The sequence below is a fragment of the Chthonomonas sp. genome, assembly GCF_035294165.1.
Classification (GTDB): Bacteria; Armatimonadota; Chthonomonadetes; order Chthonomonadales; family Chthonomonadaceae; genus Chthonomonas.
The window spans coordinates 1-4,924 of record NZ_DATGLN010000168.1 but is presented as its reverse complement, the minus strand read 5'-3'; the positions used below and the strand labels follow the sequence as shown (position 1 = coordinate 4,924).

Here is a 4,924-nt window from a genome sequence, read left to right as displayed (position 1 = left end):
CACATCGTTCGGGCCGAGATAGATGGCATGGCCGCGCAGGTGCGCCATCGAAACCTCGAAGCTCACGCGCGTGCGCAACGAGGGCTTCTCAAAAAGCATGGCCAACGTGCGTGGGTAGTTCCAGTAGAGCGTGGGTTTGCGGGCCAGATCGCTCTTCTTCAGAAAAACGGCCACCTCAAGCAGCGCCCGAATCTGCTCTGCGGTGACGTCCCAAAGGGTCACCAAAGAGCGTTTGCGCCAGCCTGAGGCATCGGTTTGAATGAGTTGGCGAAGCTGTTCTTCGGTAGGATCGGTTGGCAGAGTCATGCAAGCGATTCCTCTCTACGAGGCCGGCTGAAGGGCATATTCGAGCGCTTGGACTACCCGATCACAGTCGGCTTTGGTCACCACAAGGGGCGGAACAAAGCGCAGCGTGCTATCCCCGATGGCGTTTGCCACGATGCCCTGCTGGAAAAGCGAATCGAGCACCGCCCTTGCTTTCGGCTGCATCAGCTCCACGCCAACCATCAAGCCCAGGCCGCGTACTTCCTTAATGCGGTTTGAATGCGCCCTTTGAAGTGCGCGCAGCCTACTGAGGAAATAGGCACCTGTCTCTGCGGCGCGCGCCATGAGGTTCTCCTCTTCAAGCACATCGAGCGTGGCGAGGGCGGCCGCACAGGCCAAAGGCTGCCCGGCAAATGTGGAACCGTGGTCGCCCGGCACCAGGGTAAGAGCGGCCTCTCCCCGTGCCAAACAGGCCCCCATGGGAAAGCCATCGGCGATGCCCTTTGCCAGGGTCACGATATCGCCTTGCACTCCTAAGGCCTGGCTTCCAAGGAAGTGCCCCGTGCGCCCAAGCCCACACTGCACCTCGTCGAAAATAAGCAGAACCCTAGCCTCATCACAGAGGGCACGCACGGCCTTAAGAAAGTCGGGATCGCAGGGATGGATGCCGCTCTCCCCCTGGATCGGTTCGATCATCACGGCGCAGGTGCGCTCGGAAAGAAGAGAACGAAAGGCCTCGAGGTCGTTAAGCGGCGCATAGTGAAAGCCGGGCACCAGCGGCTCGAACGGCTTCTGATATTTGGGCTGTGCGGTGGCCGTGACGGTGCCCAGCGTGCGCCCGTGGAAAGAGCCGTGAAACGTGATGATCTCGTAACAGAGTTCGCCCCGCTGCTGCTTCCCCCATTTGCGAGCTATCTTGAGGGCGGCCTCGTTGGCCTCGGCCCCCGAGTTGCAAAAAAACACGCGCTCCATGCCCGTCAGGTCGCAGAGGCGCTTGGCAAGTTTGGCCTGATGCGCGTTATGAAACAGATTGCTAACATGCATCAGTGTATGGGCCTGTTGCGCAATGGCACCTGCGATGCGCGGATGGCAGTGACCTACCGAAACGACCGCAATACCGGCCAAAAAGTCGAGGTAGGCGCGGCCTTCGCTGTCGTACAGGGTGGCTCCCTCGCCACGTACGAACACCACGGGGCGCCGGGCGTAGGTGCCCATCACATAGCGCGAATCGAGTTCAAAAATCTCTTGTGCGTTAACGCCAGCCTGCGGCTCGACGGTCGGCATGCTTATATCTCCCTTCCTTGTACCGCTAAAATTCGGTGTATCCTCCACGGCCACTAGGCGTGCACCATCGTGCCGATTCCTTGATCGGTGAAAATTTCGATAAGAAGCGCATGGGGCTTTCGCCCGTCAATAAGATGACAACGAGGAACCCCACCCTCGATGGCCGTGATGCAGGCCTCCAGTTTGGGAATCATTCCTCTATCTGCGGCACCGGTGCGCAACATCTCCTCCGCCCGCAACACATCCATCTCAACGATGAGGCTCGATTTGTCGTTATAGTCGGCATAAAGCCCTTCAACATCGGTGAGGATCACCAGTTTGGCAGCCCCCACGGCGGCAGCAATATGCCCCGCCACATGATCGGCATTCACATTGTAGCTCTCACCATCGGGACCTATGGCCACCGAAGAGACAACGGGAATGTAGCCCCTCTCCACCAGCAGATTGAGGATGCCGGGGTTCACCTTCGCCACCTCGCCAACATACCCTAAATCGCCCTTTGACGAGCGCATCTTGCACGCAACAATGAGGTTCGCATCCTTGCCGCTCAACCCAACAGCCTGCGCCCCCTGACGGTTCAGCAGCGCCACTATGGACTTGTTGGTCTTTCCGGCCAACACCATCTCCACGATCTCCATTGTGGCCGCATCGGTCACACGCAGCCCGCCAACAAAGGTAGGCTCGTGTCCCATCTGTTTCATGAGGGCGCTGATTTCAGGGCCGCCACCGTGCACGAGAATAGGACGTATGCCAACATAGTGAAGCAGCGCGATGTCTTGCATCACCTGCTCCTTCAAAGTCTCATCAATCATGGCGTTTCCGCCATACTTCACCACTACGGTCTTTCCGTAGAACTCGCGGAAATAGGGCAAGGCCTCAATCAGCACATCGGCAGGGGTTTGCATCGGCGAACTCTCAGGTATGGTATTCGGCGTTGATTCGGACATAGTCGTAACTGAAATCACAGGTATATACGGTGGCGCTCTCCTCTCCGAGGCCCAAATCGAGCGTAACGGTGACCTCCTTCCCTTTCAGGTAAGCATGGGCACCCTCCCTATCGAAGGGCACAGAGCCGCCCTGAGCGCAAACCTTGTAAGGCCCAATGAACCCATCTATCCTTTCGGGGTCAAGCTGCACGCCGGCGCGCCCGGCAGCGGCCAATAACCGACCCCAGTTCGGATCGCAGCCAAACAGCGCCGTTTTCACAAGGGGCGATTCGGCCACCGTTTTGGCCACCGTTTTCGCGACGGCCTTTGTCGGTGCACCTTGCACCGTTATGGTAACCAACTTCGTAGCTCCTTCACCGTCGCGGGCGATCTCTTTGGCTAGGGCTGTGGCGAGACGGGTAAGCGCGTCCACAAAATCCTCAAACGCTTCGCCTTCTCGCGATATTTCCGCTTCGCCCATGCCCGATGCCAGCAGAAGACACATGTCGTTTGTGCTCATATCGCCATCTACGGTAACGGAGTTAAAAGATGGCTCAACGGCACGACGCAAAGCTTCCTGCAGCAGAGGGCCGGGGAGGCGAGCATCGGTGGTAAGAAAGGCTAACATAGTGGCCATGTGTGGGGCGATCATGCCCGCCCCCTTACACATGCCCCCAAAACGGATAGGTGCCACCCAGTGGTTGGAATCGGCCTGCACGGCGCGATACTTGGGAAACGTATCGGTGGTCATAATGGCGCAGGCGGCGCGGGCATCGGCTTCGGCGGAACGGTCTAAAGCCTCCACCGCCTCAGGAATGCCTTTTTGCAATCTGTCCATCGGCAACGGATGGCCGATAACGCCGGTAGAGGCGGTAAGCACAGCGTCGGGCGCCACGTTCAAAAGGCGTGAGGTCCACTCCGCCAAGCTGCGGTTATCGGCCTCTCCACGCTCTCCGTTACAGGCATTGGCGTTGCCGGCATTGATCAGCACGGCACGTGCCACACCGCTGCTCCGTACAACACGACGCGAGTAGCGCACGCAGGCGGCCTGCACACAGTTCGTTGTAAAAACGCCGGCGACGGTGGCCATACTATCGGAAACCAGTAGGGCAAGGTCTTCCCCTTCGGTCTTCAACCCACATCGAACCGCGGCCACCACAAACCCTTCCGGGTAGGTTACCCCGGCCTGCTCTTCCTTCCACAACGTGATCATGGCCAGAGGCCTCCCGAATCCAGGCCGGCCGTCTCCTCAAAATGGCACATCAAATTCATATTTTGCACAGCCTGCCCCGCCGCTCCCTTTACCAGGTTATCAATGGCAGAGACCACCGTTACGCGGTTGGTGCGATCGTCCACCGCTAACCCGATGTGGCAGTCGTTGGAGCCATAGGTTCCCTTCGTAGAGGGCAGCCGGTCGGTGAAGATGGTAACAAACGGAGCCTCTTTGTAAAACTCAATGTAAAGTTCTTGCAGAGCTTTGGTCGTCTGGGGCGCCCCAAGTTGGGCATAGCAGGTGGCCAGAATGCCTCGCGTCATGGGGATGAGGTGGGGGGTGAAGCTGATGCGCAGTTGGGGAAGGCCGGCCACATCGGCGAGCACCGCCTCGATTTCGGGTGTATGGCGATGGGTACCCGCGATCTTGTAGGCACTTACATTTTCGTTCAGTTCGGAGAAGTGGTAGTCGAGGCCGAACTTCGAGCGCCCTGCGCCGGACGCTCCCGATTTTGCATCTACCAGAATCGAGCGAGGGTCTACCAAATTCGCTTTCAACAAAGGCGCCAGAGCCAAAATGGCGGCGGTGGGATAGCAGCCTGGGTTGCCAACGAGTCGCGCCTTTTCGATCTGCGGGCGGTAAAGCTCGGGAAGGCCGTAGATGGCCTCCCGATTCCATTCGGGGCAAGCGTGCGGCTGACCATACCACTGAAGGTAGGTCTCCACGTCGCGAAAACGAAAGTCGGCAGAGATATCAATGATGCGGCACCCTGCGGCCAGCAGTTTCGGCGCCAAGTGCATGGCCTTGCCGTTCTCTTGGGCCAAGAACACCACATCACACGAGGCGAGGAGGTCTTCGTCTATATCGGTGAAGCGTAATTCCGTATGGCGCGAAAGCCCCGGAAACGCCTCACCCAGCGGCTTACCGGCATAGGTGCCAGAAACTGCGCACCGCAACTGAACGTGGGGATGTCGTAGGAGCAGCCGCAACAGCTCACCGCCCGCATAGCCAGAAGCCCCCACAATTCCTACGTTAAGCATTATCTATCCCTTTGCCAGGCGCCCTTCCGAAGCGCAAAAAGCTCAAAAGTCCGGCGTACTTTATGGAATGAGATAGAAATCTTACCGCAGATAGCGCCTTCGAGTCAACCGGCAACAAAGCAAGCTAATCAACCTCTCTGCTAGGCCTATGGGGTTTGTGAATGCGTATATTTGATGATCTCGCAGTCACGAAGGGT

4 protein-coding genes and 1 pseudogene are annotated in these 4,924 nt (G+C 58.3%); all 5 read right to left on the bottom strand.

All coding sequences use genetic code 11. The features are described 5' to 3' along the window. Positions 1–306: pseudogene (locus VKV29_RS08745) on the bottom strand (ornithine carbamoyltransferase); the annotation flags it as partial. A 15-nt stretch (positions 307–321) separates the two neighbouring features. Beyond that, on the bottom strand, positions 322–1,548 hold the full coding sequence (locus VKV29_RS08740) for an acetylornithine transaminase (protein ID WP_324200925.1): 1,227 nt from the start codon (positions 1,546–1,548) through the stop codon (positions 322–324). A gap of 53 nt (positions 1,549–1,601) precedes the next feature. Continuing rightward, a complete protein-coding gene (gene argB, locus VKV29_RS08735) occupies positions 1,602–2,453 on the bottom strand; it encodes an acetylglutamate kinase (protein ID WP_324200924.1) in 852 nt (283 codons plus the stop codon). 10 nt (positions 2,454–2,463) lie between these two features. Continuing rightward, a complete protein-coding gene (gene argJ / locus VKV29_RS08730; protein WP_324200923.1) occupies positions 2,464–3,687 on the bottom strand; it encodes a bifunctional glutamate N-acetyltransferase/amino-acid acetyltransferase ArgJ in 1,224 nt (407 codons plus the stop codon). Next, the gene (argC, locus tag VKV29_RS08725) at positions 3,684–4,727 is read right to left on the bottom strand and encodes an N-acetyl-gamma-glutamyl-phosphate reductase (RefSeq protein ID WP_324200922.1); all 1,044 of its coding nucleotides are present in this window, start codon (positions 4,725–4,727) and stop codon (positions 3,684–3,686) included. The genes argJ and argC overlap by 4 nt, the downstream gene beginning before the upstream one ends. Positions 4,728–4,924: the final 197 nt, after the last annotated feature.

Excerpts from the sequence above, each read along its gene's own strand:
- VKV29_RS08740 (WP_324200925.1), bottom strand. The coding sequence starts at position 1,548 with ATGCCGACCGTCGAGCCGCAGGCTGGCGTTAACGCACAAGAGATTTTT.
- argB (WP_324200924.1), bottom strand. The coding sequence starts at position 2,453 with ATGCAAACCCCTGCCGATGTGCTGATTGAGGCCTTGCCCTATTTCCGC.
- argJ (WP_324200923.1), bottom strand. The coding sequence starts at position 3,687 with ATGATCACGTTGTGGAAGGAAGAGCAGGCCGGGGTAACCTACCCGGAA.
- argC (WP_324200922.1), bottom strand. The coding sequence starts at position 4,727 with ATGCTTAACGTAGGAATTGTGGGGGCTTCTGGCTATGCGGGCGGTGAG.